We start from the raw sequence: 22,664 nt of genomic DNA on the forward strand, positions 1-22,664 counted from the left end.
AATTAAATCATGCTATAATGAAGAAAATATCACGCAAAGGAGAGGGGACAATGACTGCAACATTACGGCACTTGCAAATTTTTTCAGAAGTGGCACAATGCGGTAAAATGAGTCTGGCTGCAGAGCGTTTATTTCTGTCCCAGTCCACTGTAAGTCAGGCCATTTCTGAACTGGAGGGCTACTATAATGTGCTTTTATTTGAACGTCTCTCCAAACGCCTCCACCTCACTCCCAAAGGGGAAGAGCTTCTGATCTATGCCCGGAGAATCCTTACCTTGACGGAGGATATGGATTCCTACTTTAAGCATTCTGCCAAAAGGGCAGATCTGCGCATTGGCGCATCTGTGACCACCGGCACCTATATTATGTACACTCTGGCAAAACAATTCCGTAATATCATGCCGCAGATCGATATGAGGGTCTGCGTCTTCAGCTCTCCCCAGATCAAGGCAAAGGTTTTATCCAATGAACTGGACATCGCACTGACAGCAGGCTCTATCACCAACCCGGATCTGATCGTCCGCCCTGTGATCTCAGACGAGCTGGTATTCGTATGCGGCCGGGAGCATCCCTTTTTCGGACGTTCCCAAGTGACTCTGAGTGATCTCGCTGACCAGGAATACGTACTGCGTGAATCTACCAGCGCTACCCGCAAAATTTTTGACAGCTTTATAGAAAAACATAATATTCCTATACGTATCAGCTGGGTATGCAACAATACGGAAGCCGTCAAGCTGGCGGTAGAAGGCAACTGCGGTATTACGCTCATTTCCCGGTCCCTTATCAAAAAGGAATGTGCCGACCAGCGCCTGCACCCATTCTCTATAGAAGGACAGAGCTTTCAACGCCCCCTTTCCCTTATCTACCATAAGGACAAATATCTTGGGCCTGCTGCGGAGGAATTTATCAGACTGTGCTCCCAATTTAAAGAAATGGAAGATCTTTGAGCTATCCAATGTGCCTATAACGCCAGCAGGAGAAGTACCCTTTGGCACTTCCCCTGCTGGGTTTTTTCTATTCTATTTCTGCATTTGATTCAAAAGCTGTCCGGAAGCAGTATCCTATCTTTCTATATTCTCCGTCCTCTCCACAATATAGATCGGCCTGTCCTTCAGCTCCGTAAACAAAATGGCGATATACTCCCCGATGATCCCGATAACAATGAACATCATGGCAAACATAAAGCAGATCAGCACCACAATGGTAGCATAGCCGCTGGGAGCTCCCTGCCTGGTGAGCAGGGTGTATATCATCACAGCCACTCCCAGGAGAGCGGAAAAGATTCCGGCGAAGATCCCCAGCTTCAGAGGCATATTAGAAAAGCACAGGATGGTGTTGACGGAAAACACAAACAGCTTGCGGATGCTGTACTTGCTCTCTCCTGCCACCCGCTCCCTGGCCTCATACTCAATGGTTGTCTTCCGAAAGCCCACATTCTGGACATAGCCCCGCAGGAAGCGCACCCGCTCCCGATAGCTATCCTTTAACACCTGAGCCACATGACGGCTGATGGCAAAAAAATCAGAGGCATTTGGTTCAAAATGGACATCGGCAATATGGTTGATCAGCCAGTAAAAGCCCGCAGAGGTGACATTTTTCACAAGACCTGCGGTGCGGTTCTTTGTCCGCACCATGTTCACTACCTCATAGCCTGCCTCAAACCGCTCCAATATCTGTGGAATACATTCCGGAGGATGCTGGAGATCCGCATCCATACAGATGATCCCATCCCCCCTGCTGTAGTCCAGACCAGCGATCATAGCCGCCTCATGGCCGAAATTCCTGGAAAAGCTGATGACCTTCACCCTTTTATCTTCTTTGGAAAGCCTGGTCAGTATCTCCAAGCTCCTGTCAGCGCTCCCATCATTTACAAACACCAGCTCCCAGTCCCAGCTTATGCCCTTTAGTATCCTTACTGTTTCGCTGTAAAATTTTTCCAACGCCTTTTCCTCGTTGTAGACCGATACCACAACGGAAACCATCTTGTCCATCTGTACGAATCCGTTCCTTTCTTCCCCGACTATACGTCCCAGATCTCGATCTCCAGGCTGGAGTGGGCAGGAACCCGCTCCTCCTCAGGCGGAAGCTTCCTATAATCTCCATAAACCTCTGTCAATATCTGATGCCAGCCCTTTGGGATCATAAGCTTTGTATCCTCGAACTCCGCATCCTCCACCTCTTCGCACCATTCCTTATCCAATGTGACATAAAGGTAATCCGGCTGATAATTACTGTAATACCACTTCGTCCCCCTGCTGTGCCGGTCCTTCAAGGCCAAGGCCCTCTGCATGGCAAAAATAGCCTTCATGGGGATCAGCCGTCCAGCTCCCGCCAGACCGCCCACAAAGATCTTGTGAACCAAACTGTATTTCCCAAAATCCAGACAATCCCTATGTCCCATCGCAAGACCGTAGATCGCCTTGTGAAGGAACTTTGTGAACTCCGCGCTGCCCTTTCCCGCCGGAAGCTTATCCAGGATAAACAGATCCACCCACAGGTGGTTCAGCTTTCCCTCATAAAACTGCATGTGGGCATTGTCCTCGTGGCATTTGCTGTTCTTGTAAATGATCCTGGGGGTAAAGTCAAAGAAAGCCCTGCCCTTCCGGTAGCAGTCCGGCTCCAGAAACTCCATGGAATCCGGCAGCTCCCTCTTTGCCACCTTCTTAAACGCTTCATACTGCTTTCTTGTAAATACCACATCCGCGTCATCATCCCAGGGAATAAAGCCCTTATGGCGCACAGCTCCCAGCAGAGTGCCTGCATCCAATCCATACCGTATCTTATACTTGCGGCAAATGCGGTCAATTTCCTTTAAAATACTTAGGTTTGCCTGGTGAACCCTTGTCATGTCATACGATACTGCCATACGATCGCTCTCCTTTTTCACAGCCTGCCTGCCCAGGGGACAGAGCCAGCTGCACCTCCTATCCTTCCAGATTTCCCTGTCTGTCAGCACAATGCAATGGCCTCTTTGATGACCCTTGCCATATAATCGATCTTCTCATCCGTCATACCCGGATAGACTCCTACCCAGAAGGTGTCCTTCATGATCCTGTCTGTCTGCTCCAGACCTCCCACAACACGATACCCCTGACCCGAAGCCCTCATCTCGTCAAAGCAGGGATGCTTTGTCAGATTGCCCGCAAAGAGCATCCTGGTCTGAACGCCCTTCTTCTCAATATACTGCACCACCTGGTTGCGGTCCACTCCCTCCTTACAGGTGATAAGGAAGCCAAACCAGCTGGGCCTTGCATAGGGGCAGGCCTCCGGCAGAATGAGCTTATCCTCTGTTCCATGAAGCCCTGCCATTAAACGGTCAAAGTTATGGCGGCGGTGCTCCACAAAGGAGGGGAACTTGTCAAGCTGGGCACAGCCGATGGCTGCCTGCATGTCTGTTGCCTTCAGGTTGTATCCCAGATGGGAGTACACATACTTGTGGTCGTAGCCCACAGGAAGCTCCCCGTACTGCCTGTCAAAGCGGTGTCCGCAGAGATTGTCGTGGCCGGAGGGACATACGCAGTCACGGCCCCAGTCACGGAAAGAACGGACAATTTTATTGAGAAGGGGATCATCGGTATAGACAGCGCCTCCCTCTCCCATTGTCATGTGATGAGGCGGGTAAAAGCTGGAGGTGCCGATATCGCCGATGGTTCCGGTGAAGCGGGTCACTTCTTTCCCGTCCTCCTCCATGGTATACTGTGTTCCCAGGGCATCACAGTTATCCTCCACCAGCCACAGGCCATGGGCCTCACAGAAGCCCTTCACTGCCCTTAAATCAAACGGATTGCCTAAGGTGTGGGCGATCATCACGGCCTTTGTTTTTTCCGACAGAGCTGCCTCCAGCATCGTAATGTCAATGTTGTACTGGGGTATGGTGACGTCCACAAAAACAGGCACAGCGCCGTACTGGAGCATCGGGGCAACGGTAGTAGGGAAGCCGCAGGCCACGGTGATGACCTCGTCCCCTCTCTTCACACGGCGCTCTCCCAAAAGCGGTGAGGTCAAGGCCATAAATGCCAGCAGGTTAGCGGAGGAGCCGGAGTTCACAAGGGAGCAGAACCGGATCCCCAGATACTCTGCCAGCTTTTTCTCAAAGCGCTCCGTATATCTTCCCGACGTCAGCCAGAATTCCAGAGAGCTGTCCACCAGGTTCACCATCTCCTCGTGATCATAGACTCTGGAGGCGTAAGGTATCCTGTCTCCCTCGCAAAACTCCTTTTTCTGGTTGTGGTAGGTATCGCAGTATTCCGCCACCATGTCCAGGATCTGTTTTCTTGCTTCTGCTTCTGTCTTATGCTCAAACATGTTCTGTCTCCTTTAGATCTTTCATAAACAATATATTTTTATGTAACTGTTCAGAACGGGCGTCTGATTTCCCGCCGTTCTGAATAGTTACGTTTTTTTACAGAAAAAACTCCCTTATCTGCCTGTCCATGACCTCCAGCATATCCTGTCCCTCCAGATAGGCTCTGGACCACTCCACGGTCTTTGCAATGGCTTCCTCCACCCCATATCTGGGATGCCAGCCAAACACATGCTTAATCTTTGAGCAGTCAAGCTTTAAAAAGCTGGCCTCATGAGGGCCGCCGTCATAGCGGCAGGTCCAGGAAAGGCCTTCGCCCCAGGCCTTGCAGAACATATCCACAAGGGTCCCTGTGGTAACGCAGTCCTTGTCATCCGGTCCTACATTATAATATCCCTGATATTTCCTGTCCCCGAACTGTCTCATAGCAATGAGCAGATACACAGCCAGGGGCTCCAGCACCAGCTGGTAGGGTCTGGTGGAATGGGGATTTCTCACAAAAATATCCTTCCCGCCTGCGGCTGCTCTTACACAGTCCGGCACGATCCTGTCGTTGGCAAAATCTCCGCCGCCGATGACATTTCCCGCTCTGGAGGTGGAAACGGCGCAGGGACTGTCCTGGAAAAAGGATTTGATATAGCTGTGTGTCACAAGCTCAGAGCAGGACTTGCTGTTGGAGTAGGGATCATGGCCGTCTAAGGGATCGCATTCCCGATAGCCGTACTCCCACTCCCTGTTCTCATACACCTTATCTGTGGTGACATTGAGGACAGAGCGGACGCTGTCTGTCAGGCGCACACACTCCAGCAGGTGCACGGTTCCCATCACATTGGTCTCATAAGTATATACAGGATCCTTGTAGGAATCCCGCACAATGGGCTGGGCCGCCAGGTGGAACACGATCTCCGGCTTCACCCTGTCAAAGACCGCCTTTAAATGGGCAAGGTCCCGCACATCCCCGATCACGCTGTCCATCGTATCCTCCAGCCCCGCAATGGCAAAGAGGCTGGGATCTGTAGGCGGTATCAGAGAATAGCCTGTAACCTCTGCGCCCGCAAGAGTCAGGATGCGGCAGAGCCAGGAGCCCTTAAAGCCTGTATGGCCTGTCACCAGGACCCGTTTTCCTCTGTAAAATGCTGTCAATTCATCCATGTTCATTGGTTATGTCCTTCTTTCTCCAGATTTCTCTCCGGTTCCGGCATCCTCTGTCCGTTCTCTGCTTTAATCCTTCCAGATCTTCCACGGAGCCTTCCCGGACTGCCACAGCTCCTCTAACTTCTTCATCTCCCGCTGGGTATCCATGCACTGCCAGAAGCCGTCATGGTAGAAGGATTTTAACTGTCCCTCTGCTGCCAGCTGCTGCATGGGCTTCTGCTCAAAGACCGTGGTATCTCCCTCCAGATAATCAAAGATCCCCGGATTCATGATCATAAAGCCTCCGTTGATCAGGGCCTTATCGCTGTCGTCTTTTTCACGGAAGGAGAGCACGGTGTCATTTTCGTCAATGTCCAGCACTCCCTTTGTCTGGGCCAGGCTTACGGTGGTGATGGTAGCGATCCTTCCATGGGACTTGTGAAAGGCCAGAAGGGCATTCAGATCCACGGTGGACACGCCATCCCCATAGGTGAGCATAAAAGGCTCCTCCCCCACATAAGGGCGGATACGCCTTACCCTTCCTCCTGTCATGGTATTCAGTCCCGTATCCACCAGAGTCACCTTCCAGGGCTCGGAATAATTGTTGTGGACCTCCATCTTGTTGTTCGCCAGATCAAAGGTCACGTCTGAGGTGTGAAGGAAATAATCTGCAAAGAACTCCTTTACCACATACTGCTTATATCCCAGGCAGATGACGAAATCGTGGAAACCGAACTCCGAATAATATTTCATGATATGCCACAAAATGGGCTTTCCCCCGATCTCGATCATTGGCTTTGGCTTTAAATGGCTCTCCTCGCTGATCCTGGTGCCCAGGCCTCCTGCTAAAATGACTACCTTCATTTCAAATTTACCTCCGTTCCTCCCGGAATACATTCCAGTGGTTTTCTTCTATGGTGATAAATGCCTTCCTGAGCCGTTCTGTCCCATTCCAGTATTCATAATAATCCGCCAGTTCCTCCGCCTGGGCGGCAAATTCCTCATCATTCAGATAAGGGATCTCAAGGGCCCTCTCTGCCCGAAGCTCATAAAATTCCTTCCGGTAATGGGCCTTGTTGATCTCATGATACGTAGTATACCCATTTCCCCAGAGGATTGCAATACAAAACAAGGCCGTGAGGACCTGATATATCCTGGCCCTTACTCCACGCAGCTGCATCACCAGGGCACAGGTCAGGATGATACCGAAGATGCCCACCTGAAACTGCAGGGTGTACCGTGAAGAATTGAGTGCATAGGACTCCTTCTCAAAAATGTAGCGTGCCATGAACACCAGCAGATGGTTGAATCCGCCGCCCGCGATCAGCATCACCGGAAGGATGGTCTTCTCATAGAGGCCAAACCGGATGTTGACCCACAAGGCCAGAAGATAGCCTGCGATCACGAACATTCCCAGGAAATAGCAGCCCTTATTGCTGAGGCTCCCTGCCTCCATAAGTGTCTTTAATTCCTCCCCGCCGATGAAGATCCCTGCAAAGGACTTCAGCAGAAAGCGTATGGGAAATGTGGGATTGTCCAAAAGGATCGTAAGGAGCGGCCTTCCCGTATCCCCGGCATACTCTTCAACCACATAGGTGTTGCTGAGCATATAGAGAAGAAGGGGAACCAGGGTACAGGCAATGTAAATGATATAGGGCTGCCGCCTTCCATGGCCTGCCCTTTCCCGAAGCCTCCCGTCAAAGAACTCCCTCACCATACAATATCCGTAGGAAAGGATCAGCACCACTGCATAGCTGGCACAGTAGGGCCCCGCCGTGCCCAGGATGATGAGCCACGGAAGAAGCACCAGCCTGATCCTGTCATGTGCTTTCTCCCGGCCGCTCCATACCCGGTCAAGGACGATCTCGTGATAGTAAAAACCTGCAAAGGCCAGGAAATGACACCAGCCGCTTCCATTTACCAGCATCTCCCATTTGTTCAGGCTGAACATCATGAGCATAAGAACGGCAAACCAGAAGCAGTTTATGTCCCTGTCCCGGAAGTAGATGCCAAGCACCAGGCCCTCCAGCCCCAGAAATACCACTCCCAGCACCCGGTCAAAGGTGACGGAAAAGCCGAAAAGCTCCACATTGATGATACGCCCCAGATAATTGACCGGTATCCTGGTAAGCACATCGGGCACAAAGAATTTTTTGGGATTATAAATGTCCGGCAGATAGCTGTCCACCAGCCGGATATAGTCCGAATATATCACATCGCAGGTTGCCTGGCCCAAATACCAGAGGCCGAAGGCCACTCCTGCAATGGGCAGTATCCAGAGAAGGATGTTTCTGCAGGTTTCTCGATTCATGGACTGCCTTTCCTCCTACTATAAAAGTCCCGCCGCCGGCAGGCGGCATGTATTCAGGTATACCAAGTGCGCCCGCCAGACTTTCGCGGTGCGGCGGCGCGCTGGCCAGCCGGGCGCATGCAGGTTTACTCTACATTGATATGGACTAAGGTGGCCAGACGGTACTCGCTCCTCTGGTCATCTGTGCCCTGCATGTAGAAATTATAGTCAAATTTCAGATCCACCAGCTGCCAGGGCTCTGCCTGGATCTGGTGATGGACAACGCTGGCCTGGAGGGGGATCCTCTCAGGAGTCCCATCATCCTTTGTGATGGTGATGGTCTCCCCTCCCTCCAGGATTCCGGGGAACATAAACTCCAGGTCGATCATGCCCTTTTCCCCTGACATCACCGTGAGTTCTCCGTGCTCGTCCATCCAGGAGTCCTCATAATATCCGCTCTCCACATGGACCTTGATGCTCCTCACAGTCTCGGTGATATCCACATATTTATTGTACTTCGGCTCCTCCTTTAACACCAGGGTGTTATTGTCCACCAGCCCCATTTCCTGGATGCTGTCAATGAATTTCACCGTGGTGAGCTCCGCCATCCTGTCCTTCTGGAATACCTTAAAGAAGGTGCGGGCCGTGAAATCGCTTACCTTATAAGTATTTCCAATGATATAGACCGTCTTCCCGGCCATCTCATCCCCATACTTTTCATAGGTCTCCTCTGCCAGGGAATTGTACCTCGTCTGCTCCGGCCACAGATACAGAGATGGAAAGCAGCTTCTGTAGAACAGTTCTGCCGGGAACATGAAAAGCACATAGCAGACCACCACGATCCCCCAGGGCCACAGCCGTTTCAGATAAAACTCCGGGGCAACGCCTTCCGTCAGCTCCCCATACATGTAGGCCATGAACAGCAGGGCCGCTGTGTAGGTGGCGTAGATCCAGCGCATCTCCACACGGATGGTAACGCTGGAGGAGGCAATGCAGGCTCCGATAAAGCAGACGAAGAGTCCTCCGTTCTGCAGCATCTGCCATCTTCGTTCCTTCCGCTGTTCCCTTATGAGCTTCCACACAAAGCCTGCCGTCAGCACCAGGACAGCCATATCCGCCAGCGCCACAAGGACCTTCACATAAAAGGGCGTTACCCCCCAGGGACAGCCGTTTAAATGCTCCGGCCCCGCATTGATCCCAAACACGTAGCAGACCTGGTCCAGGGCATACCCCAGGGCCTCTGAAATATGAAAGGTCTCCGCCACCTTTGTCCTTCCTGTTCCCGCAGGAAGCACAGTTCCGATAGCAAAAAAGCGGATAAGCTGCATGAGCAGGAATGACACAGCGGCTGATCCCCATTCAAGCACATTCCTGCTCTTCTTTACCAGGAGGACAAGAAGCAGCAGCGGGAACAGCACCATATACCGCTCATGGACAAAGCAGACAATAAAGTACAGAAAGCTGCACAGATAAAAGCGCTTCTCCTTTCCCGCCTCATTTAAGTAAACATAAAGCTGCCACAGGATGCCGATAGACAGCCACAGAGCCATTGTCTCCATCAGCCCCAGCACCTGTCCGATCTGGTAATAGGCCATCCTGGTGGACAGGTACATGGTCCCGCAAAGGAAACCCACTGCCTTTGAGCGTGACAGCCTTCTTCCCATGAGATAAACGGACCAGGCCACTGCCGTGTTAAACAGAATGTTAAAGGGCACAAACCAGTTCACATGGCGGCCTATAACCGCCATCTCCAGCCAGGCAGCCAGATAATAAATGAAGCGGAACCTGGTGCTGCCCACAGGAAACACATATTCAAAGAATCCCTGTTCCCCATAGCAGGACCACAGATACAGGTCGTCCATGTAAAGTCCCTTGATCTCCACATTTCTGTTTACCCACACCGCAAGGCCCAGCAGGATACCCATGAAGATCACATGGTCCTTCCACTCATATTTCTTTTCCATTCTTGAAAAACCGATCACGTTTCTTGCTTTCTGCATTGCTTCCACTGAAAACGCCGCCTCCTTTTGTAGTGTTTCCCCCCTGTACCAACCAGAAAACCCGTCACTGGCGGCTTTTCTCTGCCTACTGGTACTCATCATAGGCTGACTGATATCCCTTCATCAAAAGCCGTACCACCGGCTCTGGCCAGAACCGGGAGAACATCTCCCTCTCCTCCCTGGCACGGCTGTTGTCCTCCATACACGCCTTTGTGGCAGCTCCATCGTGGACGCGGTAGTACAAAAGAGGGCGTTCACAGCAGATGAATCTTCCCTCCTCGCGGGCCAGACGCACCATATTGTCCCAGTCCAGCGCAAAGCGGTAGGGAGAATCCACCAACGGCGCTCCCAAAAGCGCCTTATTATACGTGGTCGCAGGGCAGCAGATAGGATTGCCCAGGATGAGGGGCGCCATTTTCACCCATGTCCTGTCACAAAGTCCGGGAAAACGCAGCGGCAGGCGCAGAAGCCTCTTTACCCACAGCATCTTGTCCCCTGTGATGAGCTTCTCTCCCTTTACGATCACATAATCTGTGGTAAATACCGTCATGTCCCGGTATCGTTTCCCGGCCTTTAATAGGTTTAAGACATAGTCCTTGTGGTATATGTCATCCTGATGGGCGATGGTCACAAACCGCCCGTCCGCCTTGGAATAGGCAAAATTCCAGTCCTCCCTGATGCTGCTCTCCCCCTCACGCACATGATAGGGGAGCCCGTACTTCTTTGCCATATCCTCTAAAAAGGGGCTGGGTGTGGAGGTACATAGAATGATGTGGGTGGGCACAGACTGGGCCTTTAGGGAGCGGATGCACCGCTCCAGGTAGGGCGAGTCCTTGTAGGCCGGTATTGCAAAAACATGTTCGTATGTCATGTGAAATCCTCTTCTATGATCTTCCATGCGCCGTCTAAGCTGAAATGCCGCCGGATATATTCCTGAGTCTTGCGGGACAGCTGCTTACAGCGCTCATTGTCACCATAGAGGCCGATCACCTTCTCTGCAAAGCCCTCCGGGTCGTCTGAAATCTCCAGGGCATTTCCCACAAAGGGGATGCCCTCTGCGCCTATGGTGGTGGTTACAAGGGGGATGCCATTGTAAAGAGCCTCCAGCACTTTCCCCTTGACGCCTGCACCGTAGCGCAGGGGAACGACAGCCACCTTGCATTCGGCGTACATCTTAGCCAGCTCCTCGTCGCTGACAAAGCCCTTGATGACGATGCCGCTCTCCGGCTGTGCCAGGGCTTTGATCTCATCTGTCATCTTAGAGCCTGCAATATAAAACAGCACCTGCGGGAAACGCTCCCTGATCTTCGGGAAGACCTCCCTTGCAAACCACAGTACGCCGTCTGCATTCGGCGGATGGGCAAAGCCGCCCACAAACATGATATTTTCCCTCTTTGCAAAGTCCTCCTGGATACTGCTCAAGAAGGTATCGTATACATAGAGGGAGATGGCCTTTGCCCGGATGCTGGCGTCGATGGAATGGATGACATCAATCTCCACATAGGATGGGAAATAAGAGATGTCTGCCTTGTACATCATGGTCAGCTCCATAGACTTCCAGTAGTCCGCTTCCCTCTTGATCTCAATATCGCCGGAAAGCTCGTACTCGCGGCTTAAGCGCAGGAAATGGAGGTCATGGCCGAAATAGATGACCTTTATCTTCGTATAATCTTTGATAAAGTCCACATATTTTGTCGCAATATGAGGGCGGTTTAAGTAGGCGAAGGAGATCTCATCGCCGTTTTTCTTAAGCCAGTCCCATATTCCTGTGGCGTAGGCATCGCCGTAGAGCACCTCGATGCCCAGCTGCTGCAGGGTGGAGGTGTAGGGCTCCTCGTGCTGGAAGTTGTCTCCCAGGAATTTTACCACATAGCCCTTTTTCAGGAACATTTTCAAGTACAGGAAGGTGGCTTTGGAGCCCGCGTCCTTGTCAAAAGTAGGAACATAGTGATCCACCACCAAAATGATCTTCTTGCCCCGGCTGCGCTCCCTTGCCCTGAAGGGGTTGGGGTTGCCGTCATTGACATACTGGTTCTTAAATTCCTCTGCCCATTTTTCCTTCAGCTTCTTAAAATTCTCCACCTGGTAGCGCTTGAGCCCCGTGCCGCCCACGTCTGTGCCGTTGGACACTCCCTCGAAATGGATGACCTTTGAGCGGGGCTGGTAAACTACCCGGTAGCCTGCCTTTCTCACCTCAAAGGCCAGATCTGCGTCCTCACAGTAGGCAGGGGCATAGCGCTTGTCAAAGCCGCCGATCTGCTTCCACAGGGCAGCGGAGAGCATGATGGATGCCCCCGATATATAGTCCACATCCTTTACATAGTTGTACTCTGACTTGTCCGGGTCATCCATACGGCCATAGTTCCAGCCGGAGCCATCGCTCCAGATAATACCTCCTGCCTCCTGAAGACGCCCGTCAGGATAAACCAGCTTTGAACCCACCATACCGATGGTCGGGTCTGATTCGATCAGCTCCACCAGGGAGGAGAGCCAGCCTTTTGTCACCTTGGTGTCATTGTTGAGGAACAGGATATATTTTCCCCTGGCTGCCTCTGCCGCCTGATTGCAGTTTAAAAGGAAGCCCTGGTTCGTCTTGTTGCGGCGGATCACAAGGCCCTCGGTGTATTTGTCAAGCTCTGCCGTTGCATCGGTGGATACGTCATCTGCTATGATGACCTCATAGGTCACGTCCGTGGTAAATTCCAGAATGGACTGGAGGCAGGCATAGGTATAGCCGATCTGGTTATAGCAGGGAATAACGATGGAGACCATGGGCTTTGCTGCCTTCGGAAATACCAGCTTCCCATATTTTAAGTAGTCCTCGCCGATCTGAAAATCTCCCTGGATCTTGTTGCGTCCCTCCTCTGTGGCGTACAGCTTTCCGTAGGTGATGGGATGCTTTATGGTGTTGATGCCGTAGTTTAACATCTTGCGCTTTCTGGTGCCCTTGGGGAATACCTTGTTCGCCTGCACTCCCAGCTTGCGGCGTGCCTTAAATACAAGGGCCTCGTGACCGTTTAAGTAGGTTGCCAGCTTGCCCAGCTCATCGATCTCATGGCGCAGGTCCTTGATCATGACCTCCAGGTTCGCCACATGGTTGTTGGTCAGGCGCTGGACCTCCTGCTCTTTCCGTATCTGGAGATTCTTTTCCTCCACCTCGGCCTGGAGCTGGATGATCCTGTCTTTTGCGCGGGCAAGCTCCTCATCACGGCCCTTTAACTCTTCTAACGTGGTGGTCTTCTGGACATAGTTGGCCAGATAGCCCTGGCTGTCATCCCCGTGTACCCAGGACTGGAAAGAGCTCTCCATGCTCTTGTAGACTGCCGCCAGTTCCCGGTGAATGCCAAATTCCTGTAAAAATTCCTCCTCAGAAGGATAGTCCAGGCGCTCCCTGTTCTTATAGTAGAAATATGCCAGACTGCGGTACTTCACAAAACCGCAGGGCACAGGGAAGTCAAATACCCACTCATAATCCAGGCAGTACAGGCCGTCCTCCGTCTCCATCATGTTCTCGAACAGGCTGTCAATGTTGCTGACTCTATAGGAGTCATCTGTGATGGAAGGGATCTCCCCAAAGACTTCGGTAAACTCCGGTGTTGCCTGAAAGGCCTCCTCCATTTTTTCCATGTTGTCAAATATCCGGCCTAAGGCAGAACGGACAGCAGCCGCAAAAGAAGCCTTGTCTGTCCTGTCACCCAAAGCCTGGCCCAGCTTTTCTGCCAGGGTAATGCCTTTTACAAAGGGGAAATATACCTTTGTCTTATCCCGGGAAACGGCAGGCTCCAGCATATGGATGTCAGGGCTTATGGATCTTAGCAGGCTGTATTTTGGTCCAAAGGAGGCAATGTGGGCTTTGGCTGCCTCTGTCAGGGCTGCCTTTTCCACCTGTTTTTTTCCATTTTCTTCCAGAATGGCAGTGCGTATCCGGAACTGCTCTTTTCTGGTCTTATTGTATTTCACAAATACGGTCCTCTGGGCTATGGCCTTCTTTGATGCCAGCACCAGAAAGCCCCCTGCAAAGCGGCCAAAATCTCCTTCCTCCACAAGGCTGTCGTAGACCTCCTCCTCCTTCATGCAGGAGTACCGGGGAGCACTGTAGGCAGCAAAAGCCGACAAGTCGCCCTTGCCGGGAAGATAGCGGTCAGAGTACAGGGAGGACGGCAGCTTGTAGTCCGGCATGGCATAGTAGAACCGGAAGCTTTCCAGGCCTGCCTGGCGCAAGGCCCCTTCGATCCGGCCCTTTGTAACGCTCTCCTCCTCCCTGTCGTGCTCTGCTCCGGAAAGGAAGGTAAGCCCCAGACGGTTCTCGCATGCAGCTATCAGCATTCCCTCCTCTGTGAGGCGGTCAGCAGCCATTTGAGCGAACTTCTCCAGAGAAATGCCCTTTCGGGGACCGCAGATGACGATCAGATCATATAAAGCTGCGGCTTCCTCCGGAAAACCATTTTCATCCACATGATTTACATAATACACATTATCTTTATCCTGAAGGCGCGCCTTCACCACAGCCAGATCCTCATCACGGCTGTCTGCTGCCCAGATCTTCCCGCAGTGCTCTGCAAAGAAGCCCGTAAGGGCCCCATAGTCCGCGCCGATGATGAGCACGTTCTCCCCGCCGGAGAGCTCCAGCCAGTCCACCAGATTCTCACGTGACTCTGAAAGGGCATAGAGGACTTCCGGCCTGTTGTCATTTTCCAGGATCGTCCTGATGGCTTCCTTTGAGCTTCCATGAGCCTTGAATAAATCTAATATCTCATAGCTTATATCCTTCATTCTGCCTTCCTCTTTTCCGCCTTTACCTGCGATTCCATATCGTATACGCCTACTGTGTTTTTATTGGAGATCACAGTAATGCTGGTAACATCATATAAACGGTGGTACACCACATGCTCCCCCATCTCAAAACCGGTACAGCTCATACTCAAAAGGTATTCGCCGCCCTGGAGGTTCATCTTCTGGGTGAACTCCACCACATATTCATCTCCCTTTTTCACCGGACGGATGTCAGCGCCTTCGTAGAGCGTATTGGTTCCTGTAAGCTCTGTGCCCTTTTTGTCCTTGATGGTATAGGTGAAAATGGGGGCCTGGATATCTGCATGGAAGCGGATGCATTCCTTTATGGTAAACAGCTCTCCCTTTAACAGGAGATTGGTGACATTGCCCCGCGCATCCAACAGCCCCAGATCATAGATTTCCGCCCGGCCATCGCCGTATTCCGTGCGGTCAGGGTTGATCGTCATGTTGGACTTCATAAGAGAGCTGCCTGAGTCCTTGCCCGAAGCGCCCTCCAGATCCATCCCGCCGGAAAAATCCGACATTTCCACAGCAGTATTCCCTTCCTGTACTGCGGTTTCGGAGCTTCCGGCCTGTCCGTCCCTGCATGCGCTGCCTATCGCCCTATTTACACTGCTGTCAGCCTGATCTGCGCCGCCGCCCCATGCTCTGTTCCCACTTCCGGCTCTATTCCCGTCTTTGGCCTCTCCATCAAGGGCAGCGTTCTTCTTCCGTCTCCGTTCTGCCTCCAGTTCCTTCATCAAAGCGTCCAGCTTCCCGGCCAGGATCTTCTTATACATATCCACCACCCGTCCAGGAGCCCCCTCAGCGATGAATTCCCCTTTGTTCAGCAGAACTACACGGTCACAATATTTGATGATGCTTCCCATATCGTGAGTCACCATCAGGATCGTGGTCCCGCTCTTTCGTATCTCCTCCATCCTGCGGTAGCATTTGGACTGGAAAAATACATCCCCTACCGAAAGAGCCTCGTCCACAATGAGGATCTCCGGGTCCACATTGATCGCCAGGGCAAAGGCCAGGCGCACGAACATACCGCTGGAATAGGTCTTTACCGGCTGGTACACAAAATCTCCGATCTCCGCAAAATCCAGGATGTCCTGCAGCTTTGCGTCCATCTCCTTTTTCGTGTAGCCCATCATGGTTCCGTTCATATAGATATTTTCAATGCCCGTGTAATCCATGTTGAAGCCGGCCCCCAGCTCCAGAAGCGCCGATATCTTGCCGTTCACCTCTACGTTTCCCGATGTAGGAGTCAGCACTCCCGTTATGATCTTGAGGATGGTGGACTTGCCGGAGCCGTTTGTTCCGATGATGCCCACGGTCTCACCCTTTTTCACAGAAAAAGAAAGCCCGTTCAGTGCATAAAAATCCCTGTGGTAATTCTTATGGGAAATGCTCACCGATTCCTTCAAACGGTCAATGGGCTTTTCATATAATCGATAGACCTTTGTCACATCCTGTACGGATATGGCGTACCCGGTCCCTGTTTCCTTTACTGACATGATCTTCTCCATCTTTGTGCATACTTTTCCACTTTACGCATAAGTATAGCATATAATGTCAAATTTTTATACCTCAATCAGAATTTTTCCAGTCAGCGGGCCTAAAAAGCCTGCGGCAGCGCCGCAGGCTTTGATCTTTCCTTCCTTTCTCTCTAAAATTCCTCTTTTTCCACTGCCCTGCGCACCGCCTTACAGGTGCGGCTGCACAGCTCCTTGATCGTTACCTTCTGCATCTTGCGCATCATTGTATAGATGGTATCCCCAATGGGAGTGATCCATCTGGCATCAATGGCATCCAGCCCGATCATGATCGCCAATGCGTTTAAAATGGGAGCTGCCGTGCAGTCCACATCCTGTCCTTCCATTGCGATGATGTGGCAGGTCTCTTCAAAATCCATGTTGCCGTACCACAGCGCGATCACCTCTGCCGCCGCATTTGGGTAAGCGTGGATCCAGTTATATTCCTGATACTGCCTCTCACAGAGGCTCCATGCCTCCTCCCAGGTATCAAACCTTCTGCAGGCATCCAGTGCAAAGCTTACTACCGTATAATACTCGCTGTCATGAGGGATCATCCGGACAGCCTTTTCCACCACCCTTCGGATATCGTTCTCCGTAAAGCTTAAGGAGGTGAGAAGGGCATTGAAGATCCCTCCCAGCATTCCATTGTTGGAATGAGATACCACGCTGTCATCTGCTGCCAGGCGCGCGGCCAGCTCCGGGTTTCCGGGCGCCAGCATCCCGTGGATGGGCGTGCGCATCTGGGCTCCGATCCAGTCAGAGAAATAATTGTGCTGCTGCCCGCTCTCCGGGGGCATGATACCATGCCTCAGATTCTCAAGGGCGATCTTCTCCGCCGAGTAACCGTCAGAGATCATATCCAGCCACTGCATTGCCACATCCTGGGAGGTGATATCATATCCCTTTTCCTCAAAGCCCACCAGATAGGCCAGTTCATAGGTGATATCGTCATTGTAGGTCTCCGGCCTTCTTAAATAATCCCTGACCTCTCCGAACCGCCTGCGGATATTGTCTGTGGTATACCCCTCGATCTGAGTACCCAGGCAGCCGCCGATCAGCTGCCCCATCCATCCTGCAAGGATCTTTTTTTCGAAATCCTCTGACATCACGTCATAAGGGGCCGGTACGCCAAAATCGGTCCTGGCCTTCACATCTGCAAAGGTGCGGTATATCGGATACTTCCAGTAAGCCGCCTCCTCTGCCTTCGGAGCCTGGTTCAAACAGCTGTAGATCCTGGCCGTTACCCGCTGGATCCTTCCTCCATCCCTGTCTGCCAGGGCTGAAAGCCCTTCTTCAATATATTTCTCAGCTTCCGATACCTCGTATCCCTTATTGTACATGCTCTGGATAGCCGCCACCACCAGATGGCAGGGAGCTTTAGAGCCCGGAACCTCGCTGTACCAGTCAGTAAACAGCTGCTCATCCGACCGGTTTCCGTTCTTTGCATAGGTCATCCAGTCTTCCTCATTATCGTCCGATACTTCCGGAGGCACCGCTCCCGTGATCCATGCATGGTCGTACTCCCATGCTTTTTTCTTATTTTCCGTCATACGGCTGTTCTCCTTTCCTGCACTCTATTTCCGCTTTACCTGCATATTGTGTCTGGAGTAAATGGCGATCGCTACGATCGTCACCACATATGGGATCGTCTGGATCAGCTGGGACGGCAGATTCAGCATCTGAAGACGGATCGCCAGGGAATCCGCCAGGCCGAACAGGAACACCGACAGCACGATCCCCCAGGGCGTTCCGTGACCCATGGACTCTGCCGCCATTCCGATCCATCCTCTTCCCGCTATCATGTCCCTGGAGAAGAAGGATACATAGCTCATGGACATATAGGCCCCGCCGATCCCGGCCAGACAGCCGGCAAGCACCAGAGCAATATATTTATACTTCATCACCTTTAAGCCTACGGAGCCGGCAGCCTTCTCATTTTCACCCACTGCGCGTATCCGAAGGCCCATGGCCGTTTTCCAGAAAAAGATCCCTAGCAGCACGGTCACTGCCAGCCCCACATAGGTCAGGACGCTGTGTCCCGACAGAATGTCTCCTGCTACCGGAATGTCCTTCAGCAGCGGGATATCCACATCCGGGACCACCGGATTGTTCAGGCTCTGGGTAGAGCCCTTATTTCCCGTCAGGTAATAGGTGATAAAGATCGTAAGTCCTCCGGACAATGTATTGAGAGCGATTCCTGCCAGCACCGGGTTGGTGTTCAGCACCAGGGTAAAATAGCCGAAAAGGCAGGACAGGATCACGCCCACTGCCATGGCCAACAGGATCCCTCCCCAGACACTGCCTGTCAGATACCCGCCCACCGGCCCGGCCAGGGCACAGCTTAACATGATCCCCTCCGTTCCAATGGCGTCAATTCCCCCTTTGGTGAAGACCATACAGGCCAGAGCCGCAAACAGGATCGGCGTCATCACGCGGATGGACGTAAACAGAAAATCAGGTGACAAAATAACACTCCACACGCTCATAGCTTATCCCTCCTGTATCCTTTGCTGCTCCAGTTCCTGCGCCTCTTTGATGATCAGCCGTTTCTTTAAGCCGCTTAGGATCGCGGTCGCGGAGATCAGAAGCACCATTACTGCCTGGATAATATTGACGATCTCAAAAGGAATATCCGAATTGCGCGACATGATATCTGCCCCGATGCGCAGATATGCCAGGAAGAAAGCCGCAAAAGGAACGTATTTCACCTTTCTTCTGGCCACAATGGCGATCAGCACTCCGTCCCAGCCATAGCCGGGAAGCGCGGAATACTGGAATCTCTGGTACATGCCGAACAGCTCCACAGAGCCGCCCAGGCCAGCCAGCATGCCTCCGATCAGCTGGGCCATCAGGATTACCCTGCCGGAATGGATGCCGGAATAATCCGCCATGTTCTTGTTCTCTCCCACCAGGTTTGCCTTAAAGCCAAAGGAGGTCTTGTTCATCAGGACCCAGATGACCGCCACTGTGGCAATGGCCACAATGGTTCCCCAGTTAATGCGGGTCCCGCCGATGATCCTGGGAAGTCCTGTGAGCTCCGGGAACTTGTAGGAATAGTTGGAATTCTGGGTGGGATCATAGAAAAAGGTCGTAATGATCCACAGTCCAAAATACAGGCAGATGTAATTCAGCATCAGCGAGGTTACCAGTTCATTGGCATTGCACTTCACCTTCAGAACGCCGGGGATAAAACACACTGCCCCTCCTGCAAGCGCTGCAAATGCCATGGCTGCCGCCAGATTGAGGCGCCCGGGAAGCCCAAAGGAAAGCGCCCCGGCACAGGCTGCCACTGCTCCTATGAAGAAGGCTCCTTCCATGGCCAGATTAAACAGCCCAGGCTTAAACAGGATGATCACCGCCAGCCCGGTGAACATCAGAGGCGTCATCCCCTCTATCACGTTGCCAAAACGGCGGACCGAGGTCAGAGGGCCGAACACGAAATCTCCCAGTGCGGCTAAGGGCTGCTCACTGATGAGCAGAATGATGGCAAATACGATCAGCAGAGAGCAGAAAATAGCAGCCATGGTGCGCAGCATCTCCACGTAGGATGATAAGGTTTTCTTATTTTTCATCACGCCTCTGCCTCCTGTCTCTTGAGCCCCAGCATATATTTGCCCAGCTCATATTCGTCCACCTGGCTGCTGTCCTCAAAGTAGGCAGCCACATGTCCCTCGCACATTACCAGAATACTATCGGACAATTCCATCACCTCATTCAGATCAGCGGAGATCAGGATGATTCCCTTTCCGGCATCTCTCTGCTCCACGATCTTTTTCCAAATAAACTCATTGGCCCCCACATCGATGCCGCGGGTGGGCTGATTGGCGATCAGAAGCTGGGGATCCGAGGAAAACTCCCTGGCAATGACCACCTTCTGCATATTTCCGCCGGAGAGCATCCCTGCCAGATGCCCGTCGTCCTTACAGAGAATGGCAAAATCCCTGATGAGTGTTTCCGTCATGCGGTGGATCTTTTTATAGTCCAAAAAACGCCGGGTGCGCAGCCGTCCATCGTCAATGATATCGGATACCAGATTGCCCCAGATCGGCACATTTTCTGCCACACCAGTCTTGATCCGGTCCTCCGGCACATAGGAAATACCGAGATCACGTATCTCCCGAATGCTCTTTCCCAGAATATTTTCTCCCTTGTAAATGACAGCTCCCGATGCATTTTTATAGAATCCAAAAATGGCCTCCGCCAGCTCGTTCTGGCCGTTGCCCTCCACTCCGGCCACACCCAGGATCTGCCCCTTTCTCAGGCGGAAGGATACATGGTCAAGCGCTTTTCTGCCCTCCCTTGTCGTATAATTCAGATCCTTCACCTCCAGGAGAAGCTCACCAAAGGACGGTTTTTCCTTCTGCACCTTCAGGATCACGTCCCGGCCCACCATGAATTTGGAGATCTCCTCCTCGGTGGCGTTCTTCACCGGCATGGTACCAACGGTGCGTCCTCCGCGCAGAACCGTGATATTATCGCAGATCTGCATGACCTCCCGGATCTTGTGGGAGATGAAAATGATGGTGTGGCCGCTTTCCTTTAAAAGCAGCAGCTGCTCAAACAACTCCTGTGTCTCCTGGGGCGTGAGTACCGCTGTGGGCTCGTCCAATATCAGCAGCTTTGCTCCCCTGAGTAGGACCTTTAAGATCTCCACCTTCTGCTTCAGCCCTACGGAAATATCTCCCACCACAGCCATGGGATCCACATTCAGGTTGTATTTCTTCGCAGTCTCCCGCACCAGCTCAATGGCCTTCTCCCTGTCGATCAGGGCACCCTTCTTCGGCTCCATGCCCAGGATCACATTTTCATATACCCGCAGGGAATTTACCAGCATAAAATGCTGGTGGACCATGCCGATGCCCAGCCGGATCGCGTCCGCGGAGCCAGCGGCCTTAAGCTCCTTTCCCTGGTAGTAGATGGTCCCCTCTGTCTTTTCTTCATCACCGAACAGGATTTTCATCAGAGTGCTCTTTCCGGCACCATTTTCCCCCATGAGGGCGTGGATCTCTCCCTCCTTCACGGTCAGGTTCACATCCTTGTTGGCGATCACGCCGTTAGGATATATTTTGGTGATATGTTCCATTTTCAGCAATTCCCTATCCACACTTGCCTCCTTCTGCTTTTATCCAAACCTTCCTGCGCCCGGCAGCGGACTTTTCTCATGATCAGTTCTTATCTCACTTTTTAGAGCACATTTTCCTTCGCGTGGCGTGTGCATCTTGCCGACCGGGCTTTTTGTGTCACAGGAAGCTCCAGAAGCGTTTCCTATGATACAAGAATGGGGCTGTATGCACAGCCCCCAACCGGTCTTTTCTTACGGTGCAACGGAATCGATCAGAGCCTGCACCTCATTCTGGTCTGCGTCTCCCAGAGCTGTCGGTATCTCGACCTTTCCGTCCAATACTTCCTGTTTCTTCTCATCGATGACGGCACGGATGTCTTCCGGGACATTTTTCTCATAGTATTCGTTGACAGCAAGACCGGCTCCGCCTTCCTTTAAGCCCAACTCCTCATAGCGGCCATAGGGCACCGTGCCCTCCATCTCCATGTTTGCCATACGTACCAGGGAATTGCCTACCTCCTTCAGTACAGAGGTCAGGATCACATTGGCCTTTGCCTCGTCTGTGCCGGAAAACAGCATAGCCTGGTCGGAATCCACGCCGATGATGTACTTATTCATCTCAGCGGCAGCCTCCACACAGCCCAGTCCGGCCTGCTCTGCTGCCGGGAAGATGATGTCAACTCCCTGGTTGTACTGGGCAATGGCGGTCTCCTTGCCCTTAGCCGTGTCATCCCAGGAACCAATGTAGGATACATATACCTTGATATCCTCATCCACGGATTTTGCGCCTGCAATATAGCCTACCAGGAAATCAGTGATGATCGGGTGCTCGGAGCCTCCCACAAAGCCGATCTTCTTGTCTGCATTGGCGTATTCCATGTCAGATTCTGTCACCAGCGCTGCCAGGACTCCGGCCAGATAGGAGCCTTCGTTCTGCTTGTAGCTGATGGCGTAGAGGTTAGGATACTTGTCCTCCTCCATGGTCGCATCAAACATGACGAATTTCTGATCCGGGAATTCCTCTGCCACCTGCTCGATCACCTCAGCTGAGGAGGAACCATTGGAGATGATGACGTCATATTTTCCCTCTTCTGCCAGATCCTGGAAGGTCGGCTCCCATTTTGTCTGGTCGCGGCCGATCTCAATGACCTTTGTCTCACAGCCCAGGCTGTCTGCGATCTCCATGATGCCGTTGTAAGCGGAATCATTAAAGGACTTATCACCCAGCTGGCCGGTGCAGACAAATACAAATGAGGGCTTGCTTCCCTCTGCCTTCTGTTCCTCTCCTGACTGAGCCTGGTTTTCTCCTGCGCCCTTCGTATCTGCCTTTTCCGCGGAACTTGCGCAGGCAGTCAGCATTGCTGCTGCCAGAAGCAATGCCGCTGCTTTCATACCACTTTTTTTCATAAATACATCCTCCTTACAAAACTGGAACCTTTTTGTTGATATCAGGATACCACCCGTTGAACAAAATGTCCAGCAACCGCCTTTGTTCGTTATTTTTTTAACTATTGTTGGTCAAAATATCCAGCGTCAGCTGCCTGTATGTGAAATT

16 protein-coding genes are annotated in these 22,664 nt (G+C 52.2%); 1 reads left to right on the forward strand and 15 read right to left on the reverse strand.

Features of this window, described 5'->3' with window-relative positions; translation table 11 throughout:
* Positions 1 to 50: 50 nt before the first annotated feature.
* Positions 51 to 947 carry a LysR family transcriptional regulator gene (locus LIZ87_RS02320; RefSeq protein ID WP_178317129.1) on the forward strand — a complete coding sequence of 299 codons (897 nt, stop codon included), beginning with the start codon at positions 51 to 53 and terminating at the stop codon, positions 945 to 947.
* 114 nt (positions 948 to 1,061) lie between these two features.
* On the opposite strand, the gene LIZ87_RS02325 is transcribed toward LIZ87_RS02320, so the two are convergent.
* From LIZ87_RS02325 to LIZ87_RS02395, 15 genes are all read right to left on the reverse strand, one after another.
* The gene (locus tag LIZ87_RS02325) at positions 1,062 to 1,991 is read right to left on the reverse strand and encodes a glycosyltransferase family 2 protein (RefSeq protein WP_227145133.1); all 930 of its coding nucleotides are present in this window, start codon (positions 1,989 to 1,991) and stop codon (positions 1,062 to 1,064) included.
* Between the two features lie 29 nt (positions 1,992 to 2,020).
* Complete coding sequence (locus LIZ87_RS02330; protein WP_227145134.1) at positions 2,021 to 2,866, reverse strand: LicD family protein; 846 nt, start codon at positions 2,864 to 2,866, stop codon at positions 2,021 to 2,023.
* A gap of 83 nt (positions 2,867 to 2,949) precedes the next feature.
* A complete protein-coding gene (gene rfbH, locus LIZ87_RS02335; protein ID WP_227145136.1) occupies positions 2,950 to 4,305 on the reverse strand; it encodes a lipopolysaccharide biosynthesis protein RfbH in 1,356 nt (451 codons plus the stop codon).
* A gap of 97 nt (positions 4,306 to 4,402) precedes the next feature.
* The gene (gene rfbG, locus LIZ87_RS02340; protein WP_227145138.1) at positions 4,403 to 5,461 is read right to left on the reverse strand and encodes a CDP-glucose 4,6-dehydratase; all 1,059 of its coding nucleotides are present in this window, start codon (positions 5,459 to 5,461) and stop codon (positions 4,403 to 4,405) included.
* A gap of 63 nt (positions 5,462 to 5,524) precedes the next feature.
* Positions 5,525 to 6,301, reverse strand: a complete 777-nt coding sequence (rfbF, locus tag LIZ87_RS02345; RefSeq protein ID WP_178313765.1) for a glucose-1-phosphate cytidylyltransferase — start codon at positions 6,299 to 6,301, stop codon at positions 5,525 to 5,527.
* 7 nt (positions 6,302 to 6,308) lie between these two features.
* The gene (locus LIZ87_RS02350) at positions 6,309 to 7,748 is read right to left on the reverse strand and encodes a hypothetical protein (RefSeq protein WP_178313767.1); all 1,440 of its coding nucleotides are present in this window, start codon (positions 7,746 to 7,748) and stop codon (positions 6,309 to 6,311) included.
* Positions 7,749 to 7,873: 125 nt separating this feature from the next.
* Positions 7,874 to 9,736 carry a hypothetical protein gene (locus LIZ87_RS02355; RefSeq protein WP_178313770.1) on the reverse strand — a complete coding sequence of 621 codons (1,863 nt, stop codon included), beginning with the start codon at positions 9,734 to 9,736 and terminating at the stop codon, positions 7,874 to 7,876.
* A gap of 76 nt (positions 9,737 to 9,812) precedes the next feature.
* Positions 9,813 to 10,598, reverse strand: coding sequence for a glycosyltransferase (locus LIZ87_RS02360; protein WP_227145140.1), 786 nt, complete (start codon positions 10,596 to 10,598; stop codon positions 9,813 to 9,815).
* The gene (locus LIZ87_RS02365) at positions 10,595 to 14,500 is read right to left on the reverse strand and encodes a glycosyltransferase (RefSeq protein WP_227145142.1); all 3,906 of its coding nucleotides are present in this window, start codon (positions 14,498 to 14,500) and stop codon (positions 10,595 to 10,597) included. Before LIZ87_RS02365 ends, LIZ87_RS02360 begins: the two co-directional genes overlap by 4 nt.
* A complete protein-coding gene (locus LIZ87_RS02370) occupies positions 14,497 to 16,026 on the reverse strand; it encodes an ABC transporter ATP-binding protein (RefSeq protein WP_178315958.1) in 1,530 nt (509 codons plus the stop codon). Before LIZ87_RS02370 ends, LIZ87_RS02365 begins: the two co-directional genes overlap by 4 nt.
* A gap of 152 nt (positions 16,027 to 16,178) precedes the next feature.
* Positions 16,179 to 17,597 carry an ADP-ribosylglycohydrolase family protein gene (locus LIZ87_RS02375; RefSeq protein WP_227145143.1) on the reverse strand — a complete coding sequence of 473 codons (1,419 nt, stop codon included), beginning with the start codon at positions 17,595 to 17,597 and terminating at the stop codon, positions 16,179 to 16,181.
* Between the two features lie 24 nt (positions 17,598 to 17,621).
* Positions 17,622 to 18,533 carry an ABC transporter permease gene (locus LIZ87_RS02380; protein WP_227145145.1) on the reverse strand — a complete coding sequence of 304 codons (912 nt, stop codon included), beginning with the start codon at positions 18,531 to 18,533 and terminating at the stop codon, positions 17,622 to 17,624.
* A 3-nt stretch (positions 18,534 to 18,536) separates the two neighbouring features.
* A complete protein-coding gene (locus tag LIZ87_RS02385; protein ID WP_178315966.1) occupies positions 18,537 to 19,619 on the reverse strand; it encodes an ABC transporter permease in 1,083 nt (360 codons plus the stop codon).
* Complete coding sequence (locus LIZ87_RS02390) at positions 19,619 to 21,130, reverse strand: ABC transporter ATP-binding protein (RefSeq protein ID WP_264467862.1); 1,512 nt, start codon at positions 21,128 to 21,130, stop codon at positions 19,619 to 19,621. Before LIZ87_RS02390 ends, LIZ87_RS02385 begins: the two co-directional genes overlap by 1 nt.
* A 231-nt stretch (positions 21,131 to 21,361) precedes the next feature.
* Positions 21,362 to 22,516, reverse strand: a complete 1,155-nt coding sequence (locus tag LIZ87_RS02395; RefSeq protein ID WP_178315968.1) for a BMP family ABC transporter substrate-binding protein — start codon at positions 22,514 to 22,516, stop codon at positions 21,362 to 21,364.
* Between the last annotated feature and the right edge of the window lie 148 nt (positions 22,517 to 22,664).

Origin of the sequence: Lacrimispora sp. 210928-DFI.3.58, assembly GCF_020554865.1 — a bacterium.
In the GTDB taxonomy this organism is placed as follows: Bacteria; Bacillota; Clostridia; order Lachnospirales; family Lachnospiraceae; genus Enterocloster.

Excerpts from the sequence above, each read along its gene's own strand:
- LIZ87_RS02320 (WP_178317129.1), top strand. The coding sequence starts at position 51 with ATGACTGCAACATTACGGCACTTGCAAATTTTTTCAGAAGTGGCACAA.
- LIZ87_RS02325 (WP_227145133.1), bottom strand. The coding sequence starts at position 1,991 with ATGGACAAGATGGTTTCCGTTGTGGTATCGGTCTACAACGAGGAAAAG.
- LIZ87_RS02330 (WP_227145134.1), bottom strand. The coding sequence starts at position 2,866 with ATGGCAGTATCGTATGACATGACAAGGGTTCACCAGGCAAACCTAAGT.
- rfbH (WP_227145136.1), bottom strand. The coding sequence starts at position 4,305 with ATGTTTGAGCATAAGACAGAAGCAGAAGCAAGAAAACAGATCCTGGAC.
- rfbG (WP_227145138.1), bottom strand. The coding sequence starts at position 5,461 with ATGAACATGGATGAATTGACAGCATTTTACAGAGGAAAACGGGTCCTG.
- rfbF (WP_178313765.1), bottom strand. The coding sequence starts at position 6,301 with ATGAAGGTAGTCATTTTAGCAGGAGGCCTGGGCACCAGGATCAGCGAG.
- LIZ87_RS02350 (WP_178313767.1), bottom strand. The coding sequence starts at position 7,748 with ATGAATCGAGAAACCTGCAGAAACATCCTTCTCTGGATACTGCCCATT.
- LIZ87_RS02360 (WP_227145140.1), bottom strand. The coding sequence starts at position 10,598 with ATGACATACGAACATGTTTTTGCAATACCGGCCTACAAGGACTCGCCC.
- LIZ87_RS02365 (WP_227145142.1), bottom strand. The coding sequence starts at position 14,500 with ATGAAGGATATAAGCTATGAGATATTAGATTTATTCAAGGCTCATGGA.
- LIZ87_RS02370 (WP_178315958.1), bottom strand. The coding sequence starts at position 16,026 with ATGTCAGTAAAGGAAACAGGGACCGGGTACGCCATATCCGTACAGGAT.
- LIZ87_RS02375 (WP_227145143.1), bottom strand. The coding sequence starts at position 17,597 with ATGACGGAAAATAAGAAAAAAGCATGGGAGTACGACCATGCATGGATC.
- LIZ87_RS02380 (WP_227145145.1), bottom strand. The coding sequence starts at position 18,533 with ATGAGCGTGTGGAGTGTTATTTTGTCACCTGATTTTCTGTTTACGTCC.
- LIZ87_RS02385 (WP_178315966.1), bottom strand. The coding sequence starts at position 19,619 with ATGAAAAATAAGAAAACCTTATCATCCTACGTGGAGATGCTGCGCACC.
- LIZ87_RS02390 (WP_264467862.1), bottom strand. The coding sequence starts at position 21,130 with ATGGAACATATCACCAAAATATATCCTAACGGCGTGATCGCCAACAAG.
- LIZ87_RS02395 (WP_178315968.1), bottom strand. The coding sequence starts at position 22,516 with ATGAAAAAAAGTGGTATGAAAGCAGCGGCATTGCTTCTGGCAGCAGCA.